This is a genomic window from Bosea sp. NBC_00550, from assembly GCF_026020075.1.
Taxonomy (GTDB): Bacteria; Pseudomonadota; Alphaproteobacteria; order Rhizobiales; family Beijerinckiaceae; genus Allobosea.
Window position 1 is genome coordinate 4,154,815 of the sequence record NZ_CP102772.1, and the last position, 26,743, is coordinate 4,181,557.

Here is a 26,743-nt window from a genome sequence, read left to right on the forward strand (position 1 = left end):
GCGAAATGCTTCGTCCTTCCCCGGAGCTGTCCATGCGCCTGTCACTCATCGCCGCACTGCTGCTGTCCTCGACCATGCTCGCCGGGGCCCAGGAAACCCAGAAGGAGTTCTCGGCGAAGCTCGTCGGCCACGCCCTGCTGCCGGCGAACACCATCATCCCAGCTCCCACCGATGCCCCGGCCGATCTCAAGGTTTCCGGCAAGTTCGTCACGCCGGGCAAGCGCGTCGAAGCGCTCGGCACCGTGGTAGGAACCTCGGGCGGGCGTCCGACCGGCCTTTCCACCCCCTTCGCCGGCCAGCCCGTACAGGGCTTCTCCGGCATCCGCTCGCTCGGCAATGGCGAGTTCCTCGTGCTGACCGACAACGGCTTCGGCACCAAGGCGAACTCGCCCGACGCCGCGCTGTTCTTCCATCGGCTGAAGGCCGATTTCGCCGGCGGCAAGATCGAGCGCCTCGCGACGACCTTCCTGCACGATCCCGACAAGAAGGTGCCGTTCCGCATCGTCCATGAGGGCACGGATAAGCGCTACCTGACCGGCGCCGATTTCGATCCGGAATCGATCCAGCCCATCGGCGGCAAGTACTGGATCGGTGAGGAGTTCGGGCCCTACCTCATCCGCGTCGACGCCAACGGCAAGGTCGAGGCCGTGTTCGAGACGTTTGCCGACGGCAAGCCGGTGCGCTCGCCCGATCATTACGCCGTGACGACGCCGGGCGCCCCCGATGCTCCGCTGCCCGTCGCCTTCAATGCCCGCCGCTCGAAGGGCTTCGAGGGCATGGCGCAGTCGCCGGATGGCCGCTTCCTCTACCCGCTGCTGGAAGGCCCGCTCTGGAACGCCGAGACCAAGGCCAATGAGCAGGTCGACGGCAAGGACGCGCTGCGCATCCTGGAATTCGACGTCGCCAACGAGAAGTGGACCGGCCGCTCCTGGTTCTTCCCGCTTGAGGACAAGGTCAACGCCATCGGCGACTTCAACATGATCGACGCGACTACGGCGCTGATCATCGAGCGCGACAACGGCGAAGGCACCGCCGACAAGGCCTGTGCCGCCGGCCAGAAGGGCCCGGACTGCTTCCACGACCTCGCCAAGTTCAAGCGCATCGTGAAGATCGAGATGACCGACGCCAATGTCGGCAAGTCGGTGCGCAAGGTCGGCTATATCGACCTGATGAAGATCGCCGATCCCGACAAGAAGGCGAAGCAGGGCGCCATCGACGGCGTGCTGCCCTTCCCCTTCTTCACCATCGAGAACGTCGACGTCGTCGATCGCGCGGACGGCATCATCGTCGTCGGCAACGACAACAACCTGCCCTTCTCCTCCTCGCGCGATCCGAAGAAGGCTGATGACAACGAACTCGTGCTGCTGTCGGTGAAGGAGCTGCTCGACGCGAAGTGAGTCGGTAGCAGAGGGCCGTCATTCTCGGGCGGAGCGACGCGCAGACCCGAGAATCTCTTGCAGGAGATGCTCGGGTCGAGCCCGAGCATGACGGTTCCCCGCGCCCTTCTACCCCCGCAAAGCCCCCGGCCCTTTCACCGCGGCCGGCGGGCATTTGCCCGAGATGATCATGCCCAGCACCTCGTCCTGGGTGACGTCGCCGGTGCGCGCGGTGCCGACCACCTTGCCGTTCTTCATCACCGTGACGCGGTCGGCGAGGTCGAAGACATCGTGCAGGTCGTGGCTGATCAGGAAGATGCCGATGCCCTGCTTCTTGAGCTGCAGGATCAGCTCGGCAACCTGCTTCGTCTCGGCTGGCCCCAGTGCGGCCGTGGGCTCGTCCATGATCAGCACGCGGGCATTGAAATAGATGGCGCGGGCGATCGCGACCGACTGGCGCTGCCCGCCGGAGAGCGCCTTCACCGGCTCCTTGAAGCGCCGGAAATGCGGGTTGAGCCGGCCCATCACCTTGCGGGTCTCCGACTCCATCGTCGCGTCGTCGAGCGTGCCCCAGCCGGTCAGAAGCTCGCGGCCGAGGAAGATGTTGGCGGCGGCATCGACATTGTCGGCGAGCGCGAGCGTCTGGTAGATCGTCTCGATGCCGTGGCGCTTGGCGTCGCGCGGGCTCGACAGCGAGACCTCCTCGCCATCGACCCGGATCGTGCCGGAATCCGCCCGGTAGGCGCCGGACAGGATCTTGATCAGCGTCGACTTGCCCGCGCCGTTATGGCCGAGCAGGCCGACGACCTCGCCCGGCATCAGGTCGACGCTGGCACCATCCACCGCCTTGATGCCGCCGAAGGCGATCGAGATGTCGTGCATCTCGATCAGTGGCGTGCCCTGGCCGGGATGGGTCTCGGCGAGATCAGTCGGTTCCGCGATGCTCATCGGAGCCTCCTCAGCTCAGCCGCTGGCGGTAGACCCCGTCGAGCCAGACCGCGAGGACGAGAACGATGCCGACGACGATGTTCTGCAAGGGCGCATCGACGCCGATCAGCACCATGCCGGATTGCAGTGACTGCATCACCAGCGCGCCCAGCATCGCGCCCGCGATGGTGCCGACGCCGCCGGCGAGCGAGGTGCCGCCGATGACCGCCGCCGCGATCACATAGAGCTCGTCGAGCGTGCCGGCCGCGTTGGTCGAAGCATTGAGTCGCGCCGTCGAGATGCAGGCGGAGATGCCGACGAGCACGCCCATCAGCCCGAACACCAGCATCAGCACCTTGCGGGTGTTCACCCCGGAAAGCTGCGCCGCCTCGGGGTTGCCGCCGATGGCGAAGACATAGCGCCCGAAGCGCAGGCGATTGGCGAGGAAGGTCATGGCGACGCCGACCGCGAGCGCGATCAGCACGGGAACGGCGAGCCCGTGGCCGATGGTCAGGCCGCCCTCCGGCCAGATGCCGCCCTTGGCCTCCGTGACGCGCCGCGCGATCCCGGCCGGCAGCGCATAGGCATTCGCCACCATCACCGTCGCCAGCACCGCGGCGCAGCCGAGCCCGGTGATCGCGATCTCCGCCCAGAGCGGGCGCAGCACGAAGCCGAAGCGCTTGCGCCGCCGGCGGATCAGCGCGGCCGCCACGCAGATCGCCGCGCACAGGCCGATGCCGATCGCCCAGGAGGCGCTCGTGCCGATTGCGCCCTCGACGCCGCCGCCGAAGGGGCGGAAGCGCGAATCCATCGGCGCGATGGTCTGGCCCTGCGTCACCCACCAGGCCGCGCCGCGCCAGACCAGGAGCCCGCCGAGCGTGACGATGAAGGAGGGGATGGCGAGATAGGCGATCAATGCGCCCTGCATCAGCCCGACGAAGCCGCCGAGCGTCATCGCGAGCAGCAGGCTGACCACCCAGGTCAGCGGGTGCTCGAAGCCCCACAGCTCGGGCAGCAGCCGGACCTGCACGAGCCCGACCACCATGCCGACGAAGCCGAGCATCGAGCCGACCGAGAGGTCGATGTTGCGGGTGACGATGACCAGCACCATGCCGCAGGCCATGATCGAGATCGACGCGGTCTGGACCAGCAGGTTCCAGAGGTTGCGCGGCGTCAGGAAGGCGCCGTCCGACAGCCAGTTGAAGCCGAGCCAGATGACCGCGAGCGCGGCGACCATCCCGATCATGCGCGGATCGAATTCGATCTCGCGCAGATGGTCGCTGAAGCGCTTGCGCTCCTGCGCCGGATGAGCCGGCGCCGGGGTCGTGTTAGTCACAGGCCTTGACCTTGCCGGCCGCGACGCCCTGGCAGACCGCCGATTTCGCCGCCCAGCCGGCCTCGATCACCACGCCGAGATTGTCCTTCGTCACCGGCACCGGCTTCAGGAACAGCGCCGTCATCTTCTGCTTGGACGGGCCCTGGTCCCACGCCGCCGAGCCCGGGACATCGGCGAGCTTGGCGCCGCCGGCGAGCTTGAGAGCGATCTCGGCTGCGTTGCGGCCCAGTTCGCGCGCATCCTTCCAGATCGTCACGGTCTGCGTGCCCAGCGCGACGCGGTTGAGCGCCGCGCGGTCGGCATCCTGCCCGGAGACCGGCACCGAGCCGGAAAGCCCCTGCGCATCCATCGCCGCGATGGCGCCGCCGGCCGTGCCGTCATTGGCGGCGATCACCGCGTCGACCTTGTTCTGATTGCGGGTCAGGATCTGTTCCATGTTACGCTGGGCGTTGGCCGGCAGCCAACCATCGGTGAAGGCTTCGCCGACATTCTTGATCTTGCCGCCGTCGATCGCGGGCTTCAGCACCTCGATCGAGCCCTGGTAGAGGAAGTTGGCGTTCGGGTCCGAGCTCGAGCCCTTGATGAAGACGTAGTTGCCCTCCGGCTTCGCCTTCTGGATCTCGCGCGCCATCATCCGGCCGACCTCGACATTGTCGAAGGTCAGGTAGAAGGCCTGCGGGATTTCGATCAGGCGGTCGTAACCGACGACCCCGATGCCCTCGTTCACCGCCTTTTCCACGGCGGGCCGGATCGCCTGCGCATCCTGCGCCAGCACGATGATCGCCTTGGCGCCGCGCGCGATCAGGCTCTCGACATCGGTGAGTTGCTTGGCCGGCGAGGATTGCGCATCGGCGGAGAGATAGGTGCCGCCGGCCTTCTCGACCGCCGCCTTGATCGCGGCTTCGTCGGTCTTCCAGCGCTCTTCCTGGAAATTCGACCAGCTGACCCCGATGACCGGGCCTTTCGATTGCGCGATGGCGCTGGAATGAATGGACATGGCGGCAACGGCGATGCTCGCCGCGAGGACGAAACGCTTCATCACACTGACCTCCTGAGCTTCCTCTGCCGCTGACTCTCAGGCTTTCCGAGCCCGTATGGCGTCCGGCGGGTGGAGCACAACCCAGAGGGGAGAAGCTGTCAAGCAGACTAACGGAGGGCTGGCGGCAACCTGGCCGGCAGGTCAGGCGACGCGCTTGTCGGGTGAATCGCAGAGGTCATTCTGGATGCAGCGGCCGCATTCGGGCCTGAGCGCCTTGCAGGTGTAGCGCCCGTGCAGGATCAGCCAGTGATGGGCGTGCCGGCCGAACTCCTCCGGCACTGCCTTTTCCAGCCCCATCTCGACCTGCAGCACGTTCTTTCCGGGCGCGATCCGCAGCCGGTTGGCGACGCGGAAGACATGGGTGTCGACCGCATGGGTGATTTCGCCGAAGGCGATGTTGAGCACGACATTCGCGGTCTTGCGGCCGACGCCGGGCAGGCTTTCGAGCTCCTCGCGCGTGGTCGGCACTGCGCTGCCGAACTGCGCGATCAGCTTCTCGCTGAGCGCGATCACGTTCTTCGCCTTGTTGCGATAGAGCCCAATCGTCTTGACGTGCTCGCGCACCGTCTCCTCGCCCAGCGCCAGCATCTTCTCCGGCGTGTCGGCGATGGCGAAGAGCTTGCGCGTCGCCTTGTTGACGCCGGCATCGGTCGCCTGCGCCGATAGCACGACGGCGACCAGCAGCGTGAAAGCGTTCACGGATTCCAGCTCGCCCTTCGGCTCCGGATTGGCGGCGCGGAACCGCTCGAAGATCTCGCGGATCTCGGCCGGCTTGCGGGCGCGCGCCAACGTGATGCGTTTCGCCGGAGCACGGGCACGCGCGGGCCTGTTCTGCTGATCCATGTCGGCGTTATAATACCGCAATGGAACCCGGCAAGAGCCCAGCAAGCGAAGGCGAGGACGCTGCGAAGCGGCCGGTCTTCGACGCGACGATCACGCCGCATCGCTCGCTCGGCCAGAACGGCTTCCGCATCGTGATGACGCTGGTCTGCCTGGCGAGCGTGGTCTCCTCGATTCCCTTCGTCGTGCTCGGCGCGTGGCCGGTCGCCGGTTTCTTCGGCATCGACGTCGTCGCGCTGTTCATCGCCTTCCACGTCAATTTCCGCCACGCCCGCGCCTTCGAGCGCATCGTGGTGACGCCGCTGGAAGTCCTGCTGCGCAAGGTCTCGCATCACGGCCGCGAGGCGGTCTGGCGCTTCAATCCGGCTTGGACCCGGCTCGAACGCCAGACCGACGAGGATTATGGCCTGCTGGCGCTGAAACTGGTCTCGCGTGGGCAGAGCGTCGCGGTCGCCGGCGCGCTTTCGCCGCAGGAGCGAGCCGGCTTCGCCGATGCGCTCGGCTCGGCCCTGGCGAGCGCCCGCCGCGGCCCCGACTACGGCGCCTCCTGAGCGGATTCAGCTCCGGCGGGCGAGCCAGATGGTGTGCCCGCCGCAGCTCTGGTCCTCGACAGCATGCGCGACGACGGCAAAGCCGTTCTCGGCCAGCAGCGAACGGTATTCCTCGGGATCGAGGCTGCCATGATAGAGCGGCTCGCCTTCGAAGGTCCCGATCGCCTCGCCATGCGACGGACCGCTGGTGAACATCAGCGCGGCGCCCGGCACGGCATGCTCCGCGAAGACCGGAAACATTCCGCGCTGGTCCTGCGGCGTCAGGTGGAAGAAGCTGTCCCAGGCGATCAGCCCGTCGAAGCGGCGGCCGAGCGCGAGACGGCGCATATCCGCGACCTGCCAGCGATGCGCCGGGAAACGCGCTTCGCACAATGCGATCATCGCGGGAGCCGAATCGACACCGGTGATGGCATGGCCCTCCGCGATCAGATGCCGTGCAATCGGCTCGCCCGAACCGCAGCCGATGTCCAGGATCGAACCGCCGGGCTTCAGGAGCGCGCGGAAACGGTCGAGCCAGGGCCGCTCGAACAGCGCCTTGCCGCGCAGCCCGTCATAAGTCGCTGCATAACGCTCGTAGAGCTCGACGATGGCGGCAGGGGCGGAGGTCATGAAGGGTCTCTTGGCAAGCGAATTTTGAGAGAGCTGCGCAAACTAGGCTGGGCGAGCCCGGTCTTGCCAGCTTTCGGGTGGGAACGGCATGGTGCATGCCCTAGATTCGCATCATGACGAACGGTGCGAGGCTCACGATGAATGCTTCCATGAAAACGGCGATGACCCCGACGCGCTTCTCCAATGCGGTGCTGGCGCGTGCTGCCGAGGCGATGCCGAGCGAGGCCGATTTCCCCACGACGGCGCCGGGCTCGGACTACGACACGGTGCGGCGCATCCTCTCCTTCATCACCCATAACTGGCGCGAGCAGCCGACGATCGAGGCGATCGCGGATGCGGCCGGCGCGACCCCGACCGATGTCCACCATCTCTTCCGGCGCTGGTGCGGGCTGACGCCGAAGGCTTTCCTGCAGGCGATCACGCTCGACCATGCCAAGGGGCTGCTCGCCTCCTCGGCCAGCGTGCTCGACACCGCGCTCGAAGTCGGCCTGTCCGGCCCCGGCCGGCTGCACGATCTCTTCGTCACGCATGAGGCGATGTCGCCGGGCGAGTGGAAGGCCGGCGGCGGCGGCTTGAAGCTATCCTACGGCTTCCATGTCTCGCCCTTCGGCGAGGCGCTGATCGTGGTCACGGATCGCGGGCTGGCCGGGCTCGGCTGGGTCTCGAACAGCGCCGATGGCGGCAAGGTCGTCGGCGGGCGTGCCGAGGCGCTGGCCGACATGATGCGGCGCTGGCCCCATGCCGATTACCACTATGATCCTGTCCTGACCGCACCTTATGCCGGCCGCATCTTCGAGCCCAAGGCCTGGTCGGCGGAGACGCCGCTGCGCGTGGTTCTGATCGGTACCGATTTCGAGGTACGGGTCTGGGAGACGCTGCTGAGGATCCCGGTCGGCTGCGCCACGACCTATGGCGAGGTTGCCAACCAGATCGGCCGGCCGAGCGCGGCGCGCGCCGTCGGCATGGCGGTCGGCAAGAACCCGATCTCCTTCGTGGTGCCCTGCCACCGCGTCATCGGCAAGTCAGGCGCGCTGACCGGTTATCATTGGGGCCTGACACGCAAGCGCGCCATCCTCGGCTGGGAAGCCGGACAGGCCGCCGCCGGCTGAATTCAGCGCCGCAGATACATGTCCCAGCAGGGCGCGAGCGCGATCCGTTCGCGCCCTTCGAGCGCGTCGGCGAAGAGCTTGCGGATGGCCTCGCGCGCGGTGGTCGGCGGGCATTTCGGTGCCAGGATCGCGTCGATCCGTCCCAGCTCCGTCAGCATGTCCGGTTTGAGTGGCGGCGTGCTGCGGCCGGGATCGAGGCCGAGCGGCACGGCGCGGGCGGACTCGAGCCGGAGCAGGCGGTTCATCGGATCGACGAAATCGAGCGTGAAGACGCCATTGAGCTGGCGCTTGTTCGCGGCCTCCCAATTGCGGATCGCCGTGATACCCTGCTGGATCTCCAGCATCCAGGTCGCCTGAGAGTCGATTTCCGCATAGAGGATGTAGGAAGGCAGCAGATCGCGCCGGACGAGATCGCGATAGCTCTCCTGCTGGCTGGCATAATGCTCCAGCATCCCGGCCGCGCGCGCGGCGATATCCGGTTTCACGCTGACCCGCCCGAGCGGCCCGAGATCGGGCACGTCGAGGCCGGCATAGGTGGGCGCGCTCATGGCGGCACGCATGCCCCGTTCGACGCAGATCACGGCCGAGGGCAAGGCGACCGCGAGCACCAGCACGAGCATCACCGGGCGCAGCCAATCATCGCGACGCTGCCACCATTCGGAGAGGACCGGCAGCAGGATCGGCCATAAGCCGATGAATTCGAGCGAACCCGTGTTCTGGGTCTCGAAGAAGGCGAGCGCCCCAAGACCCACGGCGAGCCAGCCGAGAGGCGAATCCGCGAGGGTCCGCCAGCCCGCGAGGGTGCGCGGCAGCCCGTCCCGCCATGCCGAGAAGGCCAGCGCCGCGAGCAGCAGCAGGGCCGGACCGATGACGTTGAACTTCACCGAGGCCACGGTCAGGAAGCGCGGCAGCAGCGTGCCGGTGTTGAGCCCGAGCAGCGTCAGGACATTCGCGAGATAGGCCGAGGTCAACCCAGTCGTGAGTTCCAGCAGCGCGAGCGCGGTGATGACGGCGGCCGCGGCCGTGATCGCATCCCGAAGGCGCATGCGCCCGCTCAGCATCGCATAGCCGACAAGCAGCGTGCCCGTGACGGCGCCCGTGATCTTCGCCAGGAAGAGCGCCAGCATCAGCACCGCGACGAGTGTGACCTGAAGGCGGCGCTGCGCGAAGAGCAGCGTCGCGATCAGCAGGTAGAGCAGCATGGCGGCATGCCGGTTGTAGAAGCCGAAGCCGTCGAAACCCGGCATCGGATACAATGAATGCAGGTTGATCGGCAGCGCCGCGAACAGCAGGAAGGGCAGCACGAGCGCCAGCGCCTGCCCGCGCGATCGCCGGGCAACGTCGTTCGCCAGCAAGGCGAGCACCGGCAGCGTCACCGGCAGCAGCGCCCAGTTGATCAGCAGCATCGGCTGCGCATTCGGGAAGAAAGCGTCGAGGCCGGCGGTCAGATAGAAGCCGAGCGGCCCGACAGGCACGAAGAAATCGAGGCTCGGCACTTGGCCCAGCCTGATGCGCCAGGCCGCGTCGAGATAGACAACCGTATCCCAGGCATTCGCACCGATCGGCAGGCGCAGCGGCAGGATCAGCCCTGCGACGGCGAGCGCCGCGAAAGCGGCGATCCATAGGCCGGGAGAAAGCACCAGCCTTGCCGCCATACGGCTGCCCCGCGTTTGGGAGTGTCGCCTCCCGATCTCGCTCATCGCCACGCCGAACTCTCCTGGTCCAGCCGGCGCTATGGCAGACAATCCTTACCAGCAGCCTGCCGCGATTGCGGAAACCCCGGCCGGGGCTGCAACTAGAGCAGCCCGCGCTTGGCCAGATGGCGCATCAGATGCGAGGCGCCGAAGGTCCAGGGCTCGCAGGCGTCGGTGCGCTTCATCCGGTTGACGAGGCTGCCCAGCTCCGGCGCGGCGATGGTGACGATGTCCCCGTATTTATGGGTGAAGCCGCCGCCCGGCGCATCGCGGTCCTTGATCGGCGCGAACATCGTGCCGAGATAGAGCGCCGCCCCGTCCGGATATTGATGGTGCGGGCCGATCATCTGCGCGGCGAGGTCGGCCGGGTCGCGGCTGATCTTGGCGATCGAGGAGGAGCCTTCCAGCGTGAAGCCGTCCTCGCCCTCTACCGTCAGCGTCACGGTCGTGCGGCGGACATGATCGAGCGTGAAGCCCGCATCGAAGAAGCGGATGAAGGGGCCGACGGCGGCGGCCGCGTTGTTGTCCTTCGCCTTGCCGAGCAGCAGGGCCGAGCGGCCTTCGACATCGCGCAGGTTGACGTCGTTGCCGAGCGTGGCGCCGACGATGCGCCCATCCGAGGCGACGACCAGCACGATCTCCGGCTCGGGGTTGTTCCAGCTCGAGGCGGGATGGAGGCCGGCGTCGGCGCCGGTGCCGACCGTCGACATCGCCGGGGCCTTGGTGAAGATCTCGGCGTCCGGGCCGATGCCGACCTCGAGATACTGGCTCCAGGCCCCCTGCTTGATCAGCACCTCCTTGAGATGCATCGCCTCGGGCGAACCGGGCTTGAGCTTGGAGAGGTCGTCTCCGATGAGCTTGCCGATCTCCTCGCGGATCGTTGCGGCAGCCGCCGGGTTGCCGCGTGCCTTCTCCTCGATCACCCGCTCCAGCATCGAGACCGCGAAGGTGACGCCCGCCGCCTTCACCGCCTGCAGGTCGAGCGGGGATAGCAGCCAGGGCCGCTTCGGATCGCGGCTGTCCACAGGGGTGTTGGCGAGGATGTCGGCCAGGGACCCGAGCGTCTCGCCCTGGGCCGCCCGCAGCGCCGCGGCCGGATCGGCGCTCTCGCAGAGGTCGCGGCTGGTCGGGAAAGCGGCGGTGATGTCGACGACCTGCCCGTCTCGCAGCGCCACCACGGCGGGGCCGCCGAGATCGGGGCACCAGACCCGGCCGACGAGCGCGGCCGCAGCGGAATCCGTCGGCAGGGTTGCGGTCACGGCAAGGTCGAGCTTCGGCATGATGCGGTCCGGAAACGAGTTCGAGTCGGGAGCGCAGATCAGCCGGTTATGCGCGAATGCGCAAGCCGTACCGCGACCATAGGCGCATTGCGGCAGGCGTCATCGATTTGTCATTGAAATGTCGCCTCCGCTTCATGCTAGCTTGCGCACCAACGACAAGAACCGCGGCGGGGTCCGCCCGCGGAAGGGAGATCGTCCATGACCATCAAATCGCGCATCCTGATGTCGGTAGCGGCCTTCGCGCTCGCCGGCGCCTCGCCTGCCCTGGCACAGACCGAAATACAGTGGTGGCACGCGCTGACCGGCGCCAACAACGACGTCGTCGTGAAGCTCGCCGAGGACTTCAACGCCTCGCAGAAGGACTACAAGGTCGTTCCGGTCTACAAGGGCTCCTACCCCGACACGCTGAACGCCGGCATCGCCGCCTTCCGCGCCGGCCAGGCGCCGCACATCCTGCAGGTCTTCGAGGTCGGCACGGGCACGATGATGTCGGCCAAGGGCGCGGTCAAGCCGGTCCACGAGATGATGAAGGAAGCCGGCGAGAAGTTCGATCCGAACGCCTATCTGCCTGCCATCACCGGCTATTACTCGACGGCCAAGGGCGAGATGCTCTCCATGCCGTTCAATTCCTCGTCGATGGTGATGTGGTACAACAAGGACGCCTTCAAGAAGGCAGGCCTCGACCCCGAGAAGCCGCCGAAGACTTGGCCCGAGACCTTCGAGGCCGCCAAGAAGCTGAAGGCTGCCGGCTTCGACAAATGCGCTGTCTCTAACGCCTGGGCGCCCTGGGCCAATATCGAGCAGTTCGGCGCCTGGCATAACGTGCCGCTCTCGACCAAGGTCAACGGCATGGCCGGCTTCGACGCCGTCATGAACTTCAACCAGAGCCCGCTCTTCCTGAAGCACTGGACCAATCTGGTCGAGCTGCAGAAGGACAAGACCTACGACTATTCCGGCCGCACCAACAACGGCGAAGGCCGCTTCACCTCGGGCGAATGCCCGATCTTCCTGACCTCCTCGGGCTTCTTCGGCAACGTCAAGGCGAACGCCAAGTTCGACTGGGGCAATGCGGCGATGCCGTATTATCCGGAAGCCGCGGGCGCTCCGCAGAACTCGATCATCGGCGGCGCTTCGCTGTGGGTGATGGGCGGCAAGAAGCCGGCCGAGTACAAGGGCGTCGCCAAGTTCTTCACCTTCCTGTCGGATGTCGACCGCCAGGTGAAGCTGCACACCGAGTCGGGCTACCTGCCGATCACCAAGGCAGCCTATGAGAAGGTCAAGGCGTCGGGCTTCTACAAGGACAAGCCCTATCTCGAGACCCCGCTCCTCGAGCTGACCAACAAGGCCCCGACCGACAACTCGAAGGGCCTGCGCTACGGCAGCCTCGTCCAGATCCGCGACATCTGGTCGGAGGAGCTGGAGGCGGCGCTGAACGGCCAGAAGACGCCCAAGGCGGCGCTGGACGCGGCGGTCGAGCGCGGCAACCAGATGCTGCGCCAGTTCGAGCGCACCGCGGCGCGCTGATCCGACAGCCCTCTTGCATCCATTGGCCATCCCGGACAAACCCGTCCGGGATGGCCGTCTCGTCCAAGGAAGCCGATGCAGAAGAACGCCTACTTCAAGGGGCTGACCATCCCCTTCCTGCTGCTGGCGCCGCAGCTCGCGATCACCATCGTGTTCTTCTACTGGCCGGCGAGCCAGGCGGTCTGGCAGAGCTTCCTGCTTGAGGACGCCTTCGGCACCTCGACCGAGTTCGTCTGGTTCGAGAACTATCAGACGCTTTTCGCTGACCCCGGCTATCTCAAGGCCTTCATCAATACGGCGATCTTCTCGACCTTCGTCTGCGTGCTGTCGCTGTCGATCGCGCTGCTCTTCGCGGTGATGGCGGATCGGCAGCTCAAGGGCGGCGAGGTCTACAAGACCCTGCTGATCTGGCCCTATGCTGTCGCGCCCGCCATTGCCGGCGTGCTCTGGATCTTCATGTTCGATCCCTCGCTCGGCATGCTGGCGCGCGGGTTGCAGTCGCTCGGCGTCGCCTGGAACCCCCGGCTCAACGGCAATGACGCCATGCTGCTCGTCATCCTCGCCGCGACCTGGAAGCAGATCAGCTACAATTTCCTGTTCTTCCTCGCCGGCCTGCAATCGATCCCGAAAAGCGTGATCGAGGCGGCGGTGATCGACGGCGCCCGGCCTATGCGCCGCTTCTGGACCATCGTCTTCCCGCTGCTCTCGCCGACGACCTTCTTCCTGCTCGTCGTCAACATCGTCTACGTCTTCTTCGACACCTTCGGCATCATCGACACCGTGACCGGCGGCGGCCCCGCTGGCGCGACCGAGACGCTGGTCTACAAGGTCTTCGCCGACGGCAAGGGCGGCTCCAACCTCGGCGGCTCGGCGGCGCAGTCCGTGATGCTGCTCATCATGGTCATCGGGCTGACCGCGGTCCAGTTCCGCTTCATCGAGCGCAAGGTGAGCTACTGATGGCGTCCGTGCTGTGGCTAGAATTGACCGCCGAGGAGCTGCGCGCCAAGGCCGCGGGCGATGCCATCGTCGTCCTGCCCGTCGCCTCGGTCGAGCAGCACGGGCCGCATCTGCCCGTCGGCGTCGACACCATCCTGTGCAGCGGCGTCTGCAAGGCGGCGGCCGAGCGCGCCGGCGATGTCGATGTCGTGGTCGCGCCAACGCTGTGGTGCGGCATGGCCGAGCATCACATGGCCTTTGGCGGCACCTTCACCTTCGACATCCCGACCTATCGCGCCGTGCTGCTCGCCCTCCTCAAGAGTATCGAGCGCCATGGCTTCCATCGCGTGCTGATCGTCAACGGCCATGGCGGCAACATCGCAGCGCTGACCGCCTTCCTGCCCGATTTCGCGCGTGAGACGCGGCTGCATATCGAGGCGACCACCTATTTCCTGCTGGCCGAGGCGGCGCTCCCGCCGCTGCTGGAGGATCAGCAGGCCGTGCAGCATGCCTGCGAGGTCGAGACCTCGATGATGATGGTGCTGGCGCCGGGATCGGTCCGCGATGCCCGTCTCGGCGAGGCTTTCGGCGCGCTCGACGGCCTGCCCGGGCGCCCGACCGTCTCACGCCACCGTTCCTTCCGGGACATGACCGAGACCGGGGTGATCGGCGACGCCCGCCGTGCCACGACGCAGAAGGGCCAGGCCTGCCTGGATGCCTGCGCCGAGGCTCTGGCCGGGCTCCTGCGCGAGATGGGGAAGGGGATCTGATGGTCGAGGACCGCCGCCTGGGCGACGCGATCGCCTATGTCATCCTGACGATCGGCGTGCTGATCGTCGCCTTCCCGGTCTGGCTGACCTTCGTCGCCTCGACCTGGGACGCCGCGACCGTGATCAACGGCCAGATGCCACTCTATCCCGGCCCGTATTTCCTCGAGAACTACAACCGCATCCTCTTCATCGGCACCTCCGGCACGACGCGCGAGCCGGTGATCGGCATGATGTTCAACTCCTTCGTCATGGCGATGACGATCGCGCTGGGCAAGATCTTCATCTCCGTGCTCTCGGCCTATGCGGTGGTGTACTATCGGTTCCCGTTCCGCATGGCGGCGTTCTGGACCATCTTCATCACGCTGATGCTCCCGGTCGAGGTCCGCATCTTCCCGACCTTCAAGATCGTCTCCGATCTGAACATGCTCGACACCTATCAGGGCCTCGCCGTCCCGCTCATCGCCTCGGCGACGGGAACGCTGCTGTTCCGGCAGTTCTTCATGACGATCCCGGACGAGTTGCTGGAAGCGTCGAAGATCGACGGCGCCGGCCCGTTCAAGTTCTTCAAGGATACGCTGCTGCCGCTCTCGATCACCACGATCGCGGCGCTCTTCGTGATCCAGTTCATCTATGGCTGGAACCAGTATCTCTGGCCGCTGCTGGTGACGACGAAGGACTCGATGCAGACCATCGTCATCGCCATCAAGAAGATGATCGTCACCACCGACGCCCTGACCGAATGGCAGCTCGCCATGGCCACCGCCATGCTGGCGATGCTGCCGCCCGTCTTCGTCGTCATCGCCATGCAGAGGCTCTTCGTAAAGGGCCTGGTCGAAACCGAGAAGTAATCCGCGAATGGCCCAGGTTACCCTGAACAACGTCAAGAAGGTCTATGCCGGCGGCGTCGAGGCCGTGAAGGGCGTCTCCTTCGACATCCCCGATGGCGGCTTCTGCGTGCTCGTCGGCCCCTCCGGCTGCGGCAAGTCCACGCTGCTGCGCATGGTCGCCGGGCTGGAGACGATCTCCTCGGGAGAGGTCGCGATCGGCGACCGCGTCGTCAACCAGATCGAGCCGGCCGACCGCGACATCGCGATGGTGTTCCAGAACTATGCGCTCTACCCGCATATGAACATCTACGACAACATGGCCTATGGCCTGCGCAACCGCGGCACGCCGAAGGACGAGATCGACAAGCGCGTGAAGGAGGCGGCGCGTATCCTGGCGATCGAGCCCTTCCTGGAGCGGCGGCCGCGCCAACTCTCCGGCGGCCAGCGCCAGCGCGTCGCCATGGGCCGCGCCATCGTGCGCAAGCCGCAGGTCTTCCTCTTCGACGAGCCGCTTTCGAACCTCGACGCCAAGCTGCGCGTGCAGATGCGCGTCGAGATCAAGAAGCTGCAGCGAGCGCTCGGCGTCACCTCGATCTACGTCACCCACGACCAGGTCGAGGCGATGACGCTTTCCGACAAGCTCGTGGTGATGAATGGCGGCCAGGTCGAGCAGATCGGCGTGCCGGCCGAGGTCTACCGCAAGCCGGCCAGCAAGTTCGTCGCGACCTTCATCGGCTCGCCGCCGATGAACATCCAGCCCGGCGTAGTGGATGGCCCCGGCATCGTGGCGCTCGGCGACGCCATCATCGAGGTCCGCGACCTCCGCGAGGATCTGGCGGCGCAGACGCCGGTCGAGGTCGGCTTGCGGCCGGAGGATATCGAGATCGCCTCGGAAGGGCAGGCGGGATCGCTGCCCTTCGACGTCGAGTTCATCGAGGAGCTCGGTGCGACCCAGCTCTTCCACGGCAAGCTCGCCGGCCATCCTTTCGTGATGCAGGCGGCGACGGGCGAGGTCGCGGCGCAGGAAGGCCGGCTCTGGATCACGGTCGATCCAGACAAGGTCCATGTCTTCGATCCGAAGACGGGCGTGCGGCTGGGCAGGCGCTGAGCGGGTTTCGCATCCTCCACGTCATTCCGGGGCGGGCGAAGGCCCGAGCCCGGAACCCAGAACCAATACCGTCTGAGTAAAGAACGCCACGCTTGCGTCTCTCCAAGAAACGCATCGGTTCTGGTTCCGGGCTCATCGCTGCGCGATGCCCCGGAATGACCGCGGAGGTTCCGGAGGCCGTAAACCGCTCAAGCCGCCAGATCGGCGACCAGCGCGTCGAGCAGCAGCGCGCCATCCGGCGTCGCGGCGAGACGGCCGCCGGGGCGGTGCATCAGCAGCTTTTCGTCGATCAGGCTCGCGACGCGCTTGGCATTGAGCTCGCGGCCGGCGAGCGCCTTGAAGACGGCCGGATCGATCCCCTCGACGAGGCGAAGCCCCATCAGCAGGTACTCGTCGCCCTGCGCTTCCGAATTCAACAGCTCGTCCTCGACCAGCGCGTGGCCTTCGGCCTCGACACGCTCAAGCCAGATTTCCGGTCGTTTCTCGGTCGAATGCGCCATGCGGCCCTGCGCCGTCACCAGGCGGCCATGCGCGCCGGGGCCGACGCCGGCATATTCGCCATAATGCCAGTAGACCAGGTTGTGCCGGCATTCCGCGCCCGGCCGTGCGTGGTTCGAGATCTCGTAGACCGGCAGGCCGTGCCTGGCGGTGATCTCCTGCGTCGTCTCGTAGAGCGCTGCACCGGCATCATGATCGGGAATCGCAAGCTTGCCCGCCCGGAACAGCCGTTCGAAGGCGGTGCCGGGCTCGATCGTGAGCTGGTAGAGCGAGAGATGCTCGGCGGCATGGCTGATCGCGAGCTCAAGCTCGGCCCGCCACAGCGCCGGCGTCTGCAAGGGCGAGCGGGCATAGATCAGGTCGAAGGAGTAGCGCTCGAAATACTTGCGGGCGATCGCGACCGCGGCCAGCGCCTCTTCGGCCGAGTGCATCCGGCCGAGCGCCTTCAGGTCGGCATCGTTCAGGGCCTGCACGCCGAGCGAGACGCGGTTGACGCCGGCCGCGCGGAAATCGCGGAAGCGGCCGGCCTCGACGCTAGTCGGATTCGCCTCCAGCGAAACCTCGCAGTTCGGGTCGACGGCCCAGTGCTCGCCGATCGCGTCGAGGATCGCGCCGACGGTGCGGCCTTCCATCAGCGAGGGCGTGCCGCCGCCGAAGAAGATCGACGAGACGGTGCGGCCGGGCGCCAGCGCGGCGCGGTGGGCGATCTCGCGGCGGAAGGCGGCGATATAACGCTGCTGGTCGGGCGGTTGCAGCCGCACATGCGAGTTGAAGTCGCAATAGGGGCATTTGGCCAGGCAGAACGGCCAATGCACATAGACGGCGAAGCCCGCATCCGCGGTCGGATGCAAGACGCCGGGCCGCTCGATCAGGGCGGCCGCGGGGCTCACGCCGGCTTCCTCAGGCAGGTGGCGGCGAGCGCGTGGAAGGCGCGCGCACGATGCGACAGGCCGGGCGAGCCATCGGCGGGAATGCCGTGCTTCTCCTGTGCCGTCATCTCGCCGAAGGTCTTGTCGTGGCCATCGGGCAGGAAGATCGGATCATAGCCGAAGCCGCCTGCACCGCGGATGTCATGCGTGACCGTGCCGAAGACGCGGCCTTCGAACAGCTCCTGATGCCCGTCCGGCCAGGCGATGACCAGCGCTGAGACGAAGTGAGCCTTGCGCTGCCCGGGCGTGGTCGCGCCGCGCTTCGCCAGTTCCATCTGCACGCGTGCGATCGCCGGGGCGAAATCCTTGCCCGGCCCGGCCCAGTTGGCCGAGAACAGGCCGGGCGCGCCGTCGAGCGCGTCGATGCAGACGCCTGAATCGTCGGAGAGCGCCGGCAGGCCGCTCGCCTGCGTCGCTGCGACCGCCTTGATCGCCGCATTCTCCGAGAACATGAACCCGTCCTCGACCGGCTCGGGCAGGCCGAGTTCGCCGGCCGAGACGAGCTCGATGCCATAGGGCGCCAGCAGCTCGCGCATTTCGCGCAGCTTGCCCTGGTTATGGGTCGCGATCACGACCTTGCCGGAGAGGAGGCGGTGGTTCGACATCGGTATCTCTCGTTACCCGCCTCGTCATCCCCGGCTTGACCCGGGATCCATCGAAGGGCGTCGCAACTCTACGATGGATTCCGGATCTCCGCTTCGCTGCGTCCGGAATGACGGTGTTGTTCGATTGCTTGTGCGATCGGCCGGATCAGGCGACCGCCGCCTTCTGCAGCGCGACGAGCTTGCTGACGCCACCTTTGGCCAGCTTGAGCAGCGCGAGCAACTCCTCCTCGGAGAAGGGTGCGCCTTCCGCCGTGCCCTGCACCTCGACGAGGCCGCCCGTGCCGGTGATGACGAAATTCGCGTCGGTCTGCGCGCCGGAATCCTCGACATAGTCGAGATCGATCACCGGATTGCCGGCGACGATGCCGCAGGAGATGGCGGCGACATGGTCCTTGAGCGGGTTGGTGCCCTTGAGCAGGCTGCGCCCTTCCATCCATTTCAATGCGTCATGCAGCGCCACCCACGCGCCGGTGATCGAGGCCGTGCGGGTGCCGCCATCGGCCTGCAGCACGTCGCAATCGACGACGATCTGGCGCTCGCCGATCGCGGTGAGGTCGACGACCGCGCGCAGCGAGCGGCCGATCAGGCGTTGAATCTCCTGCGTGCGGCCGGAGGGCTTGCCGGAGGTGACCTCGCGGCGGGTGCGCTCATGGGTGGCGCGCGGCAGCATCGAATACTCGGCGGTGACCCAGCCCTTGCCGGTGCCGCGCAGCCACGGCGGCCCCTTTTCCTCGACGGTCGCGGCGCAGAGCACCTTGGTCTCGCCGAACGTCACCATGCAGGAACCCTCGGCATAGCGAACCACGCCGCGCTCGAGCGTGACCTTGCGCATCTCGTCTGCGGCGCGTTTGGAGGGTCGCATGAAATAATCCTGTCTTGCGGAGAAGTGGCGGCTTGTAGGCGCTCATGCCGCGCTCGGCAAGGCGCCGGCCCTGTTTCACCCCTTGATCCGCGCCTCCTGCATGACGACAATAGGGTTGGAACGACGGTTCGCCCGAACAGGTTCATGAGCGCCCATACGCCCCGCCCCGAGACGATGAGCGGCCTGGTCGAGACCGACCAGCGCTCGCGCGAGATTTTCCGCCAGATCGTCGACGGCTACCTCGCGACCGGGGAGCCGGTCGGTTCGCGCAATATTGCCCGCCTGCTGCCGATGGCTCTGTCCCCGGCGACGGTGCGCAACGTCATGACCGATCTGGAGCTGGCCGGGCTGATCTATGCGCCGCATACTTCCGCCGGGCGCCTGCCCACGGAACGGGGCCTGCGCTTCTTCGTCGACGCGATGATGGAGGTCGGCAACCTCACCTCGGACGAGCGGGCGCGCATCGAGGCGCAGATCCGGGCCGGGGCAGGCCATCGCAATCTCGACCAGACATTGACCGAGGCCTCGGCGCTGCTCTCCGGTCTCTCGCGCGGCGCCGGCGTGGTCGTGACGACCAAGGCCGATCCGCGACTCAAGCACATCGAATTCGTCCGGCTCGATCCGGCCCGCGCGCTCGTCGTCCTCGTCTCGGAGGACGGCGCGGTCGAGAACCGCCTGCTGGCGCTGCCGGTGGGTTTGCCCGCCTCGGCGCTGGTCGAGGCCGCGAACTTCCTCAACGCCCGCATCCTCGGCAAGACGCTGGCGGACCTGCGCGGCGAGATCGCCGGGCAGCGCGCGCTGATGGAGCGCGAGCTCGATGTGCTCACCGCGCGGCTGGTGGAGAGCGGCATCGCGACCCAGTCCGGCCCCGGCAGCGACCGCCATCTCATCGTGCGCGGCCAGGCCAACCTGCTCGAGGACCTCCGGGCGCAGGAGGACCTCGAACGAATCCGCATGCTCTTCGGCGATCTCGAGACGCAGACCGATGTCATCGATCTCCTCACCCGCGCCGAGCAGGGCGACGGCGTGCGCATCTTTATCGGCTCGGAGAACAAGCTGTTCTCGATGTCGGGTTCCTCGATGGTGGCGGCGCCGTTCCGCGATGCCGAGCAGCGCATCGTCGGCGTGGTCGGCATCATCGGCCCGACGCGGCTGAACTATGCCCGCATCGTCCCGATGGTCGACTACACCGCCAAGGTCGTCGGCCGCCTGCTCGACGGCGAGCGCTGAGGCGCCGGGCCATCGCCGTCATCCCGGGCTTGCCCCGGGATCCATCGCCGGGCGCGGCACTCTTCGATGGATTCCGGATCGGCGCGGCTTCGCCGCTTGTCCGGAATGACGACAGGTTTTCACTTGAAGAATTTGGCTTCCGGCGCGGATGCGGCTAGGTGTGCGCGAAAGCGACCCGTTTGCGAACACCCAAGGCCAGATCCATGTCAGACCAGCTTCCCGACCGTCTTTCCGTCAACCCGGACAGCCCCTTCTACAACGCCGACGTGCTGGCGCGTGACATCGGCATCCGCTTCAAGGGCGTCGAGAAGACCAATGTCGAGGAATATTGCGTCTCCGAAGGCTGGGTGAAGGTCGCGGCCGGCGCCGCCAAGGATCGCTTCGGTCGGCCGATGACGATCACGCTCAAGGGCCCGGTCGAGCCTTATATCCGCGGCAACGTCGAGAGCTGAAGCGCGCCATTCCTACCGCCGTCATTCTCGGGCTTGACCCGAGAATCCCAGGCAAGACGAAGCGCTGGAGCCTCCACCGGCAAGAGATGCTCGGGTCAAGCCCGAGCATGACGCCTGTCACTCAAGCGAGGCCCTTGTAGAAAAACGTCGAGCCGCAGTCGGCTCCATCAGGCATCAGCGCATAGCGCGGGATGGTGCCGGCTTCCGTCCAGCCGAGCCGATTGTAGAGCCGCCGTGCCGCGCCGTGCTCGTCCGTGTCGAGCACCAGCAGGTCGCGTCCTCTATCGCGCGCGATCGCTTCTGCACGCTGGATCAGTGCTTCGCCAATGCCCTGCCGGCGCGCACGGGAATGCACCAGCACCTTGGCGATCTCGGCCCGATGCGGCTGGTTCGGTTTGCCGATCAGGTGAAGTTGCGCCGTGCCGACGAGGCCGTCCGCCGCGCGCGCGCCCAGCAGGACAACCTGCCCGCCCGCGACGCCAGCCGCGACATCGCGCCAGAAGCGCTCATAGTCCGCCGTCGTGTTCCAGTTCATGAAGCCGACCGAGGCGCCGTTGGCGACGCAGTCGCGCAGGATTTCGGACAGCGCCGGAATGGCGGCCTCGGCAGCCCGGGCGTCGAAGACGTCGATGGCGACGGAGAAGCTGACCGCGTTCATGCGATATGTCCCGGAAAACTGCCGCGCCCGGCGGCGAGGATGACGACGTAGCGGACGGGCACGGCGCCCGGATTGCGGTAGATGATGGCGCCGCGCAGATGCATCTGCAGGCAGTCACCCTCGGAAAGCGCGTGGCCGATACCCTCGACCGTCAGGTCGAGCCTGCCTTGCAGCACCCAGACCTGCTGGTCGAGTGCAGGTGCACCCGTCGCGTTGTCGAGGCGGACCTCGGCGCCGCCCGGCAACTCGACCTCGACGATCTCGAAGCCCGATCCCGTGCCGCGCGGCGAGACGTTGCGGCGCAGATAGCCGCTCGCCGGATCGCGCCAGACCGGTTGGGCAGCATGCCGCGCCAATGGCCCGGTTCCTGCCTCCTCTTCCAGCAGCGCCGAGAGCGACAGGCCGAGCCCGGAGCCGAGGCGGACCAGCAGCGCTGCGGTGGGGCTCGATTCGCCGCGCTCGACCCGCGAGATCATCGCCCGGCTGACGCCGCTGCGCTCGGCCAGCACATCGAGCGTCAGGCCATGGCGCTGGCGGGCCGACTTCAGGCGCTGCCCCAGGCGGCGGTCGATTTCGGTGTCGTTCTCAAATTCCATATTGAGAGAATAATTCTTAGATAATGGAAATTGCAAGAGACAACGTTCAGGATGCCCGCGCTGAAGCCCCTGCCGTCATCCCGGCTTGACCTGGGATGACGCGGCGGCTCCCGAGCAAAACAGACCTCCGGAAGGGTCTCTCGAGAGGCCGGCGCTTGGCGCGGCGCGGCATCACTGCTATGGCGCGCGCATGAGCACCCGCACCATCGACAATATCCGCAACTTCTCGATCGTCGCGCATATCGACCACGGCAAGTCGACGCTGGCCGATCGTCTGATCCAGCAGACCGGCACCGTCGCGGCCCGCGACATGAGCGAGCAGATCCTCGACTCGATGGATATCGAGAAGGAGCGCGGCATCACCATCAAGGCCCAGACGGTGCGGCTCGACTATCGGGCGCAGGACGGCAAGGACTACGTCCTGAACCTGATGGACACCCCCGGCCACGTCGATTTCGCCTATGAGGTCTCGCGCTCGCTGGCGGCCTGCGAGGGCTCGCTCCTGGTCGTCGATGCCTCGCAGGGCGTCGAGGCGCAGACGCTCGCCAACGTCTATCAGGCTCTCGACGCCAACCACGAGATCGTTACCGTCCTCAACAAGATCGACCTGCCCGCCGCCGATCCCGAGCGGATCAAGCAGCAGATCGAGGATGTGATCGGGCTCGACGCCTCCGAGGCCGTGCCGATCTCGGCCAAGACTGGCATCAATATCGAGGGCGTGCTCGAAGCCATCGTCACCAAGCTGCCGGCGCCCAAGGGCGATCCCGACGCGCCGCTGAAATGCCTGCTGGTCGACAGCTGGTATGACGCCTATCTCGGCGTCGTCGTGCTCGTGCGCGTCATCGATGGCGTGCTCAAGAAGAACATGACCATCCGGATGATGCGCGCAAACGCCTCCTATGGCGTCGATCGCGTCGGCGTTTTCAAGCCCAAGATGCAGGAGGTCAAGGAGCTCGGCCCCGGCGAAGTCGGCTTCTTCACCGCCTCGATCAAGGAGGTCGCCGATACCGCCGTCGGCGACACCATCACGGACGAGAAGCGCCAGACCCCGCAGGCGCTGCCGGGCTTCAAGCCGGTGCAGCCGGTGGTGTTCTGCGGCATCTTCCCGGTCGACGCCGCCGATTTCGAGGTGCTGCGCGCCGCGATGAGCCGGCTGCGGCTGAACGATGCGTCGTTCTCCTACGAGATGGAGACGTCGGCGGCGCTCGGCTTCGGCTTCCGCTGCGGCTTCCTCGGCTTGCTGCATCTGGAGATCATCCAGGAGCGGCTGGAGCGCGAGTTCAACCTCAATCTGATCTCGACCGCGCCTTCGGTGGTCTACCATCTCAAGCTGCGCGACGGCACCACGCCGGAGCTGCACAACCCGGCCGACATGCCGGACGTGATGAAGATCGAATTCATCGAGGAGCCCTGGATCAAGGCGACGATCTTCACGCCCGACGAGTATCTCGGCTCCGTCCTGAAGCTCTGCCAGGATCGGCGCGGCATCCAGACCGACCTGTCCTATGTCGGCTCGCGCGCCAAGGTCGTCTACGACCTGCCGCTGAACGAGGTGGTGTTCGACTTCTACGACCGGCTGAAGTCGATCTCAAAGGGCTATGCCTCCTTCGACTACGCCATCACAGATTATCGCGAGGGCGACCTCGTGCGCATGTCGATCCTGGTCAATGCCGAGCCGGTCGATGCGCTCTCGATGCTGGTCCATCGCTCGCGCGCCGACGCTCGCGGCCGCGCCATGTGCGAGAAGCTCAAGGAGCTGATCCCGCCGCACATGTTCCAGATTCCGGTCCAGGCGGCCATTGGCGGCAAGATCATCGCCCGCGAGACCATCCGCGCGCTGCGCAAGGATGTGACCGCCAAGTGCTATGGCGGCGACGCCACCCGCAAGCGCAAGCTTCTGGAGAAGCAGAAGGAAGGCAAGAAGAAGATGCGGCAGTTCGGCAAGGTCGAAATCCCGCAGGAAGCCTTCATCGCCGCCCTCAAGATGGACGACTGAGCGGCTCCGGCCGCTCGCGAGCACGCGGCATTTCCGGAAGGGCGCCGTCATCCCGGACAAGCCGCGAAGCGGCGCCGATCCGGGATCCATCGAAAGGCACTTGCGCTCTATGATGGATCCCGGGGCAAGCCCCGGGATGACGGTGCGGTTTCGACGAGAAATGACGCGTTAGATCGCCTCGGCACCGAGCTTCGCCTGCCAATGGGCGAGGCGCTCCTTCAGCACGCGATCCCGAACATAGACGATATCCTCGTCCTCCAGCCGTTCGAGCGCCTCGAACCGGAAGGCGTCCGGACCATGCGCGTTCCAGGCCGCCTGCAAGGAGCGCTGGCGATGGCTGCCATGGCGCAATGTGAAGCGCAGGCGATTCTCGATCGTCGCGAGGTCAGGCGCGCGGCCGACCCAGGTCAGCCCGGCCGCCTCGCAGCGGAAGGCGAAGATGCCTGCCACCGTCTTCCGTTCCTTGTAGGCGGCTGTCGCCGCTCTCCTGTCCGCCATCTGCATCGGTTCAACCCATCCTGTCTGATGGGCGTTCAATAATACCCGGATTTTATTAACGCAACATTTTATCCGGGTATTTTATGCCGCGACTGCTTTTCGAATGAACAATCGCGCCGTCGGCGCGTTGTTTCCATGAACACACACTCGCATGAGGAGGTCCCGATGGACTGGAATCGCGTTGAAGGAAACTGGAAGCAGGTCAAGGGCAAGGTCAAGGAGCAGTGGGGCAAGCTGACCGACGACGATCTCGACGTCATCGCCGGCAAGCGCGACCAGCTCGAAGGCAAGATTCAGGAGCGCTACGGCCTCGCGAAGGACAAGGCGCGCACCGATATCGATGACTGGTACGGCCGCCAGACCTGGCAGTGACCGCGGCGGCCGTCAATCGGCCATCCGTAAGTCCAAGACGAAGCCCGGCGCGTGCGTGCCGGGCTTTTTGCGTGGGACGGCGGCCTTGATCGCAGCAGGCAACCGGTCGAAGGTTGGGGGTGATCGAAGCGGGATGCCTGATGTTCGACGATCTCTCAGGGAAGCGCGCCCTTGTCACGGGCGCATCGGGCGGTCTGGGGCTGCATTTCGCGAAGCTGCTCGCGCGCCATGGCGCCGACGTCACCTTGGCGGCGCGACGTCCGGCCGCATTGGACGCTGCCTGCGCTGAGATCGCGGCCCGCGGCGGCAAGGCCAGCGTTTTGTCGCTCGATGTCGTCGATTCCGCTTCGATCAAGGAAGCGCTTGCCGGCAGGTCTTTCGATATCCTGATCAACAATGCCGGTATCAGCGGCGCCGGGCGAGCGGCCGACCTCGGCGAAGCCGATTGGGATGCGGTGATCGACACTAATCTGAAGGGCGTCTTCCTCGTCGCACAGGCCGTCGCGCGCGGCATGCGCGAAACGGACCGAGGTGGCACCATCGTCAACATCGCCTCGATCCTCGGCCATCGCGTCGCCGGTGGCGTCAGCGCCTATGCCGCGTCGAAGGCCGGGGTGATCCAGCTCACCAAGGCGCTCGCGCTCGAATGGGCGCGCGACGGCATCCGCGTCAACGCGCTGTGTCCCGGTTATATCGAGACCGACATCAACCGCGATTTCTTCGCCAGCGAAGCAGGCCAGCAGCTCGTCAAGCGCATCCCGCAGCGCCGCCTCGGCCGTCCGGAGGAGCTCGACGGCGCGCTTTTGCTGCTGGCCTCGGCCGCCGGAAGCTACATCACCGGCTCGACCATCGAGGTCGATGGCGGCCATCTCGTCTCGTCCCTGTGAGCGAACCATGAACTTCGAGATCACGCCCCGGATCGAAGATTATCGCGCGCGTATCGCCGCGTTCGTCGCCCGTGAGATCATCCCGCTCGAAGCGGACCAGGCGTCCTATGATCCGCATGGCAACATTGCGCTGCCATTGCTGGAGACGCTCCGCGCCAAGGCGCGTACCGAAGGCCTCTGGTGCCTGCAGCTCAAGCCGGAGACGGGAGGAGCCGGGCTCGGCAAGATCGGCATGGCGGTCTGCTACGAGGAGATGAACCGCTCGATCTTCGGCCCCGTCGTCTGCAATTCGGCCGCGCCCGACGATGGCAACATGATGATGCTGGAAGCGCTCGGCACGCCCTATCAGAAGGAGCGCTGGCTCAAGCCGATCGTCGAGGGCCGGGTTCGTTCCGCCTTCGCCATGACCGAGCCGCATCCGGGCGGCGGTTCCGATCCCTCAATGATCCTGACCAAGGCCGAGCGGCGCGGCGACCGCTACGTCGTCAGCGGCCGCAAATGGTTCATCACCGGTGCGGAGGAGGCCAAGCACTTCACCCTCATTGCCCGCACCTCCGACGATCCGCGCAACGGCCTCACCGCCTTCCTCTTCCACGCGGACCAGCCGGGCTGGCGCATCCTGCGCCGCATCGAGATCATGGGGCCCGAAGAGCATGGCGGCCATTGCGAGATCGAGTTCGACGGGCTCGAAATCCCCATCGAGGATGTGCTCGCCGGCGAGGGCAAGGGCATGAAGGTGACGCAGGTGCGGCTCGGCCCGGCCCGCCTGACCCATTGCATGCGCTGGCTCGGCCTCTCCAAGCGCTGCATCGAGATCGCGCAGGCCTATGCCGCCGAGCGCTACGGCTTCGGCCAGCGCCTCGCCGACCGCGAGAGCATCCAGCTCAAGCTCGGCGACCTCGCCATGCGAATCGAGATCGGCCGCATGCTGGTGATGAAGGCGGCCTGGGAACTCGACCGCGGCGGCTTCGCCCGCAAGGAGGTCTCGATGGCCAAGGTCCAGGTTGCCAACGTCCTGCACGACGCGGCCGATGTCGCGATCCAGATCAACGGCGCGCGCGGCTACTCCAAGGACACTGTGCTGGAGTGGATCTACCGTTACGCCCGGCAGGCGCGGCTGGTCGACGGCGCCGACGAGGTCCACAAGATGGTGCTGAACCGCTTCCTGACCGAGGAGGGCCGCGATTTCTGGCGCTGGCCCGTCGCCGGGCAGGTGCAGGACTGAGGTTCGGCG

General features: G+C 66.5%; 27 protein-coding genes. 14 read left to right on the forward strand and 13 right to left on the reverse strand.

The features are described from left to right. The first annotated feature begins 32 nt into the window (after positions 1 to 32). Positions 33 to 1,397, forward strand: a complete 1,365-nt coding sequence (locus NWE53_RS19990) for an esterase-like activity of phytase family protein (RefSeq protein ID WP_265051102.1) — start codon at positions 33 to 35, stop codon at positions 1,395 to 1,397. A 108-nt stretch (positions 1,398 to 1,505) separates the two neighbouring features. On the opposite strand, the gene NWE53_RS19995 is transcribed toward NWE53_RS19990, so the two are convergent. From NWE53_RS19995 to nth, 4 genes are all read right to left on the reverse strand, one after another. Beyond that, positions 1,506 to 2,324, reverse strand: a complete 819-nt coding sequence (locus NWE53_RS19995) for an ATP-binding cassette domain-containing protein (RefSeq protein WP_265051103.1) — start codon at positions 2,322 to 2,324, stop codon at positions 1,506 to 1,508. A 10-nt stretch (positions 2,325 to 2,334) separates the two neighbouring features. Continuing rightward, complete coding sequence (locus NWE53_RS20000) at positions 2,335 to 3,639, reverse strand: sugar ABC transporter permease (RefSeq protein ID WP_442864854.1); 1,305 nt, start codon at positions 3,637 to 3,639, stop codon at positions 2,335 to 2,337. Next, positions 3,632 to 4,678 carry a D-xylose ABC transporter substrate-binding protein gene (xylF, locus tag NWE53_RS20005; protein ID WP_265051104.1) on the reverse strand — a complete coding sequence of 349 codons (1,047 nt, stop codon included), beginning with the start codon at positions 4,676 to 4,678 and terminating at the stop codon, positions 3,632 to 3,634. The genes NWE53_RS20000 and xylF overlap by 8 nt, the downstream gene beginning before the upstream one ends. A gap of 141 nt (positions 4,679 to 4,819) precedes the next feature. Further along, positions 4,820 to 5,521 (reverse strand): endonuclease III, encoded by a 702-nt coding sequence (nth, locus tag NWE53_RS20010; protein ID WP_265051105.1) that lies wholly within the window; start codon positions 5,519 to 5,521, stop codon positions 4,820 to 4,822. A gap of 20 nt (positions 5,522 to 5,541) precedes the next feature. Here nth and NWE53_RS20015 point away from each other — a divergent pair, with 20 nt between their 5' ends. Continuing rightward, positions 5,542 to 6,069 (forward strand): DUF2244 domain-containing protein, encoded by a 528-nt coding sequence (locus tag NWE53_RS20015; RefSeq protein ID WP_265051106.1) that lies wholly within the window; start codon positions 5,542 to 5,544, stop codon positions 6,067 to 6,069. A 6-nt stretch (positions 6,070 to 6,075) separates the two neighbouring features. Here the strand turns inward: NWE53_RS20015 and NWE53_RS20020 are convergent, their stop codons facing one another. Next, on the reverse strand, positions 6,076 to 6,678 hold the full coding sequence (locus NWE53_RS20020) for a class I SAM-dependent DNA methyltransferase (RefSeq protein ID WP_265051107.1): 603 nt from the start codon (positions 6,676 to 6,678) through the stop codon (positions 6,076 to 6,078). 212 nt (positions 6,679 to 6,890) lie between these two features. On the opposite strand from NWE53_RS20020, the gene NWE53_RS20025 reads away from it, so the two are divergent. Next, positions 6,891 to 7,787 carry a bifunctional helix-turn-helix domain-containing protein/methylated-DNA--[protein]-cysteine S-methyltransferase gene (locus NWE53_RS20025; RefSeq protein ID WP_265054962.1) on the forward strand — a complete coding sequence of 299 codons (897 nt, stop codon included), beginning with the start codon at positions 6,891 to 6,893 and terminating at the stop codon, positions 7,785 to 7,787. Positions 7,788 to 7,789: 2 nt separating this feature from the next. Here NWE53_RS20025 and NWE53_RS20030 read toward each other — a convergent pair whose 3' ends face one another. Next, positions 7,790 to 9,442, reverse strand: a complete 1,653-nt coding sequence (locus NWE53_RS20030) for a hypothetical protein (RefSeq protein ID WP_265051108.1) — start codon at positions 9,440 to 9,442, stop codon at positions 7,790 to 7,792. A gap of 140 nt (positions 9,443 to 9,582) precedes the next feature. Next, positions 9,583 to 10,761, reverse strand: coding sequence for a fumarylacetoacetate hydrolase family protein (locus tag NWE53_RS20035; RefSeq protein WP_265051109.1), 1,179 nt, complete (start codon positions 10,759 to 10,761; stop codon positions 9,583 to 9,585). Positions 10,762 to 10,959: 198 nt separating this feature from the next. Here NWE53_RS20035 and ugpB point away from each other — a divergent pair, with 198 nt between their 5' ends. From ugpB to NWE53_RS20060, 5 genes are all read left to right on the forward strand, one after another. Beyond that, positions 10,960 to 12,285, forward strand: coding sequence for a sn-glycerol-3-phosphate ABC transporter substrate-binding protein UgpB (ugpB, locus tag NWE53_RS20040; protein WP_265051110.1), 1,326 nt, complete (start codon positions 10,960 to 10,962; stop codon positions 12,283 to 12,285). A gap of 75 nt (positions 12,286 to 12,360) precedes the next feature. Beyond that, positions 12,361 to 13,242, forward strand: coding sequence for a sn-glycerol-3-phosphate ABC transporter permease UgpA (gene ugpA / locus NWE53_RS20045; RefSeq protein ID WP_265051111.1), 882 nt, complete (start codon positions 12,361 to 12,363; stop codon positions 13,240 to 13,242). After that, entirely contained in the window at positions 13,242 to 13,991 is a 750-nt protein-coding gene (locus NWE53_RS20050) for a creatininase family protein (RefSeq protein WP_265051112.1), read from the forward strand. The genes ugpA and NWE53_RS20050 overlap by 1 nt, the downstream gene beginning before the upstream one ends. Continuing rightward, entirely contained in the window at positions 13,991 to 14,839 is an 849-nt protein-coding gene (gene ugpE, locus NWE53_RS20055) for a sn-glycerol-3-phosphate ABC transporter permease UgpE (RefSeq protein ID WP_265051113.1), read from the forward strand. The genes NWE53_RS20050 and ugpE overlap by 1 nt, the downstream gene beginning before the upstream one ends. A gap of 7 nt (positions 14,840 to 14,846) precedes the next feature. Continuing rightward, positions 14,847 to 15,926: a sn-glycerol-3-phosphate import ATP-binding protein UgpC gene (locus tag NWE53_RS20060; protein ID WP_265051114.1), complete on the forward strand. Its 1,080-nt coding sequence runs from the start codon at positions 14,847 to 14,849 to the stop codon at positions 15,924 to 15,926. A 188-nt stretch (positions 15,927 to 16,114) separates the two neighbouring features. Here the strand turns inward: NWE53_RS20060 and hemW are convergent, their stop codons facing one another. The 3 genes from hemW to rph form a co-directional block, all read right to left on the reverse strand. Continuing rightward, the gene (gene hemW, locus NWE53_RS20065) at positions 16,115 to 17,314 is read right to left on the reverse strand and encodes a radical SAM family heme chaperone HemW (RefSeq protein ID WP_265051115.1); all 1,200 of its coding nucleotides are present in this window, start codon (positions 17,312 to 17,314) and stop codon (positions 16,115 to 16,117) included. Then, positions 17,311 to 17,958, reverse strand: a complete 648-nt coding sequence (rdgB, locus tag NWE53_RS20070; RefSeq protein WP_265051116.1) for an RdgB/HAM1 family non-canonical purine NTP pyrophosphatase — start codon at positions 17,956 to 17,958, stop codon at positions 17,311 to 17,313. Before rdgB ends, hemW begins: the two co-directional genes overlap by 4 nt. Positions 17,959 to 18,103: 145 nt before the next feature. Continuing rightward, complete coding sequence (gene rph, locus NWE53_RS20075) at positions 18,104 to 18,820, reverse strand: ribonuclease PH (protein WP_265051117.1); 717 nt, start codon at positions 18,818 to 18,820, stop codon at positions 18,104 to 18,106. A gap of 144 nt (positions 18,821 to 18,964) precedes the next feature. Here rph and hrcA point away from each other — a divergent pair, with 144 nt between their 5' ends. After that, positions 18,965 to 20,050 (forward strand): heat-inducible transcriptional repressor HrcA, encoded by a 1,086-nt coding sequence (gene hrcA, locus NWE53_RS20080; protein ID WP_265051118.1) that lies wholly within the window; start codon positions 18,965 to 18,967, stop codon positions 20,048 to 20,050. A 203-nt stretch (positions 20,051 to 20,253) separates the two neighbouring features. Then, the gene (locus NWE53_RS20085; protein WP_265051119.1) at positions 20,254 to 20,502 is read left to right on the forward strand and encodes a DUF3297 family protein; all 249 of its coding nucleotides are present in this window, start codon (positions 20,254 to 20,256) and stop codon (positions 20,500 to 20,502) included. Between the two features lie 121 nt (positions 20,503 to 20,623). Here NWE53_RS20085 and NWE53_RS20090 read toward each other — a convergent pair whose 3' ends face one another. Then, a complete protein-coding gene (locus NWE53_RS20090) occupies positions 20,624 to 21,160 on the reverse strand; it encodes a GNAT family N-acetyltransferase (RefSeq protein WP_265051120.1) in 537 nt (178 codons plus the stop codon). After that, positions 21,157 to 21,756 (reverse strand): helix-turn-helix domain-containing protein, encoded by a 600-nt coding sequence (locus tag NWE53_RS20095; RefSeq protein ID WP_265051121.1) that lies wholly within the window; start codon positions 21,754 to 21,756, stop codon positions 21,157 to 21,159. Before NWE53_RS20095 ends, NWE53_RS20090 begins: the two co-directional genes overlap by 4 nt. Positions 21,757 to 21,946: 190 nt before the next feature. Between NWE53_RS20095 and lepA the strand changes: the two genes are divergently transcribed. Beyond that, positions 21,947 to 23,752 (forward strand): translation elongation factor 4, encoded by a 1,806-nt coding sequence (lepA, locus tag NWE53_RS20100; RefSeq protein WP_265051122.1) that lies wholly within the window; start codon positions 21,947 to 21,949, stop codon positions 23,750 to 23,752. 168 nt (positions 23,753 to 23,920) lie between these two features. Here the strand turns inward: lepA and NWE53_RS20105 are convergent, their stop codons facing one another. After that, positions 23,921 to 24,256 (reverse strand): GIY-YIG nuclease family protein, encoded by a 336-nt coding sequence (locus NWE53_RS20105; protein ID WP_265051123.1) that lies wholly within the window; start codon positions 24,254 to 24,256, stop codon positions 23,921 to 23,923. 159 nt (positions 24,257 to 24,415) lie between these two features. Here NWE53_RS20105 and NWE53_RS20110 point away from each other — a divergent pair, with 159 nt between their 5' ends. From NWE53_RS20110 to NWE53_RS20120, 3 genes are all read left to right on the forward strand, one after another. Continuing rightward, positions 24,416 to 24,622 carry a CsbD family protein gene (locus tag NWE53_RS20110; protein WP_265051124.1) on the forward strand — a complete coding sequence of 69 codons (207 nt, stop codon included), beginning with the start codon at positions 24,416 to 24,418 and terminating at the stop codon, positions 24,620 to 24,622. A 140-nt stretch (positions 24,623 to 24,762) separates the two neighbouring features. Then, positions 24,763 to 25,509 carry an SDR family NAD(P)-dependent oxidoreductase gene (locus tag NWE53_RS20115; RefSeq protein ID WP_265051125.1) on the forward strand — a complete coding sequence of 249 codons (747 nt, stop codon included), beginning with the start codon at positions 24,763 to 24,765 and terminating at the stop codon, positions 25,507 to 25,509. Between the two features lie 7 nt (positions 25,510 to 25,516). Continuing rightward, a complete protein-coding gene (locus NWE53_RS20120) occupies positions 25,517 to 26,734 on the forward strand; it encodes an acyl-CoA dehydrogenase family protein (RefSeq protein ID WP_265051126.1) in 1,218 nt (405 codons plus the stop codon). The last annotated feature ends 9 nt before the right edge of the window (positions 26,735 to 26,743 follow it).

Bases quoted from the DNA above. Each gene is read 5' to 3' on its own strand.
- rph (WP_265051117.1), bottom strand. From the start codon at position 18,820: ATGCGACCCTCCAAACGCGCCGCAGACGAGATGCGCAAGGTCACGCTC.
- NWE53_RS20090 (WP_265051120.1), bottom strand. From the start codon at position 21,160: ATGAACGCGGTCAGCTTCTCCGTCGCCATCGACGTCTTCGACGCCCGG.
- rdgB (WP_265051116.1), bottom strand. From the start codon at position 17,958: ATGTCGAACCACCGCCTCCTCTCCGGCAAGGTCGTGATCGCGACCCAT.
- lepA (WP_265051122.1), top strand. From the start codon at position 21,947: ATGAGCACCCGCACCATCGACAATATCCGCAACTTCTCGATCGTCGCG.
- NWE53_RS20025 (WP_265054962.1), top strand. From the start codon at position 6,891: ATGCCGAGCGAGGCCGATTTCCCCACGACGGCGCCGGGCTCGGACTAC.
- NWE53_RS20060 (WP_265051114.1), top strand. From the start codon at position 14,847: ATGGCCCAGGTTACCCTGAACAACGTCAAGAAGGTCTATGCCGGCGGC.
- xylF (WP_265051104.1), bottom strand. From the start codon at position 4,678: ATGAAGCGTTTCGTCCTCGCGGCGAGCATCGCCGTTGCCGCCATGTCC.
- NWE53_RS20015 (WP_265051106.1), top strand. From the start codon at position 5,542: ATGGAACCCGGCAAGAGCCCAGCAAGCGAAGGCGAGGACGCTGCGAAG.
- NWE53_RS20115 (WP_265051125.1), top strand. From the start codon at position 24,763: ATGTTCGACGATCTCTCAGGGAAGCGCGCCCTTGTCACGGGCGCATCG.
- NWE53_RS20105 (WP_265051123.1), bottom strand. From the start codon at position 24,256: ATGCAGATGGCGGACAGGAGAGCGGCGACAGCCGCCTACAAGGAACGG.
- ugpA (WP_265051111.1), top strand. From the start codon at position 12,361: ATGCAGAAGAACGCCTACTTCAAGGGGCTGACCATCCCCTTCCTGCTG.
- NWE53_RS20020 (WP_265051107.1), bottom strand. From the start codon at position 6,678: ATGACCTCCGCCCCTGCCGCCATCGTCGAGCTCTACGAGCGTTATGCA.
- NWE53_RS20095 (WP_265051121.1), bottom strand. From the start codon at position 21,756: ATGGAATTTGAGAACGACACCGAAATCGACCGCCGCCTGGGGCAGCGC.
- NWE53_RS20085 (WP_265051119.1), top strand. From the start codon at position 20,254: ATGTCAGACCAGCTTCCCGACCGTCTTTCCGTCAACCCGGACAGCCCC.
- NWE53_RS19990 (WP_265051102.1), top strand. From the start codon at position 33: ATGCGCCTGTCACTCATCGCCGCACTGCTGCTGTCCTCGACCATGCTC.
- NWE53_RS20110 (WP_265051124.1), top strand. From the start codon at position 24,416: ATGGACTGGAATCGCGTTGAAGGAAACTGGAAGCAGGTCAAGGGCAAG.
- NWE53_RS20120 (WP_265051126.1), top strand. From the start codon at position 25,517: ATGAACTTCGAGATCACGCCCCGGATCGAAGATTATCGCGCGCGTATC.
- NWE53_RS19995 (WP_265051103.1), bottom strand. From the start codon at position 2,324: ATGAGCATCGCGGAACCGACTGATCTCGCCGAGACCCATCCCGGCCAG.
- ugpB (WP_265051110.1), top strand. From the start codon at position 10,960: ATGACCATCAAATCGCGCATCCTGATGTCGGTAGCGGCCTTCGCGCTC.
- nth (WP_265051105.1), bottom strand. From the start codon at position 5,521: ATGGATCAGCAGAACAGGCCCGCGCGTGCCCGTGCTCCGGCGAAACGC.
- NWE53_RS20030 (WP_265051108.1), bottom strand. From the start codon at position 9,442: ATGGCGGCAAGGCTGGTGCTTTCTCCCGGCCTATGGATCGCCGCTTTC.
- NWE53_RS20035 (WP_265051109.1), bottom strand. From the start codon at position 10,761: ATGCCGAAGCTCGACCTTGCCGTGACCGCAACCCTGCCGACGGATTCC.
- hrcA (WP_265051118.1), top strand. From the start codon at position 18,965: ATGAGCGCCCATACGCCCCGCCCCGAGACGATGAGCGGCCTGGTCGAG.
- NWE53_RS20050 (WP_265051112.1), top strand. From the start codon at position 13,242: ATGGCGTCCGTGCTGTGGCTAGAATTGACCGCCGAGGAGCTGCGCGCC.
- ugpE (WP_265051113.1), top strand. From the start codon at position 13,991: ATGGTCGAGGACCGCCGCCTGGGCGACGCGATCGCCTATGTCATCCTG.